Genomic DNA, 1,287 nt, shown 5'->3' with positions numbered 1-1,287 from the left:
AGTTATTTAATAGACAAAAAAGGCATACCCCTTGTAAAATGATTTCTGCAACAAAAACAATCAAAGGAGTATACCCATGAATCATTTTACATCATTGCTTGTCAGAAATCTATTAAATAACGACCACAATCTTCCTGAATTTGAAAGCGTGCTCTCTGAAGTGTTCCGTCAGCAGCTTGAGGAAGCCGTCAATGACGTCCTCAGCTACGAGCTCGAGCAGTTCCTTGGCTATGAGAGATACAAGCACACGGACAAGGAAGACTCAAGAAACGGCTTCAAGCCTGAAAGAAAGATAGACACCAAGTACGGGCCAATCACAATCAGGATGCCCAGGGACCGCCTGGGACTCTTCGTGTCTGCACTGATCCCGCCCTACATGAGACGGACTGAGGGCACTGAGAATACTGTCATTGACCTCTTCAATCTTGGACTCACTAACAGCGAGATTGCCGAAGCCGTTGAGAGGATGTACGGCACAAAGGTATCGAGAAGCACCGTTTCCAACATCACCAACAGAATCATCTCCAGCATTGAATCATTCAAGTCAAGACAGCTGGCAAGCGAATACGCCGTCATCTACATTGATGCGACAATGATGGCTCTCAGACGCGATACGGTCCAGAAGGAGGCCGTTCACATTGCATTGGGCATCCGCACCGACGGCACCAAGGAGATCATTGACTATTCAATCGCTCCCAGTGAGTCAAAGAGCAACTGGAAGGAAATGATTGAATCAATCAGGGAACGCGGTGTGACACGTGTTGCGCTCTTCTGCACGGATGGCCTTAACGGAATGGAAGAGGTCATCAGCTCGGTCTATCCGATGGCAAGGATCCAGAGATGCCTTCTTCACGTCCAGAGAAACATTGCCAGCAAGTGCCGTGTAAGTGACCGTGCTGAAATCACGGAGGATTTCAAGGCAGTATATACTGCTGCCAGCAGGGAAGCTGCAATAGGCGGGCTGGAATCCTTCTACGCGAAGTGGAAAAGGAAGTATCCAAAAATCGTCGATGCGCTGAAGTCCAATTCCAACATGCTTACCTTCTATGACTTTCCCAAGGAGATCAGAAGCAGCATCTATACAACGAATATGATAGAAAGTTACAACAAGCAGCTCAAGCGACATTTCAAGGCAAAGGAACAGTTTCCCACAGAGCTTTCCGAGGAGAAGTATCTAGTCTCGCAGTTCGAACGATACAATGAGAAGTTCCTGAACCGCGTGCACAGGGGATTTGGAAAAGTCACAAGCTTCTGGTTCAATGACTCTTATGGAGAAAGCGCTTCCTG

At 47.6% G+C, this 1,287-nt stretch carries 1 protein-coding gene; it reads left to right on the top strand.

The window, feature by feature from the left end; all coding sequences use genetic code 11:
* Nucleotides 1–76 precede the first annotated feature (76 nt).
* A partial coding sequence (locus tag FYJ79_RS12370; protein ID WP_195837098.1) for an IS256 family transposase occupies nt 77–1,287 on the top strand: 1,211 nt, incomplete at its 3' end.

It is taken from the genome of Sharpea porci, from assembly GCF_009695655.1.
Taxonomy (GTDB): Bacteria; Bacillota_I; Bacilli_A; order Erysipelotrichales; family Coprobacillaceae; genus Sharpea; species Sharpea porci.
This window is presented reverse-complemented; position numbering and strand designations above follow the sequence as displayed.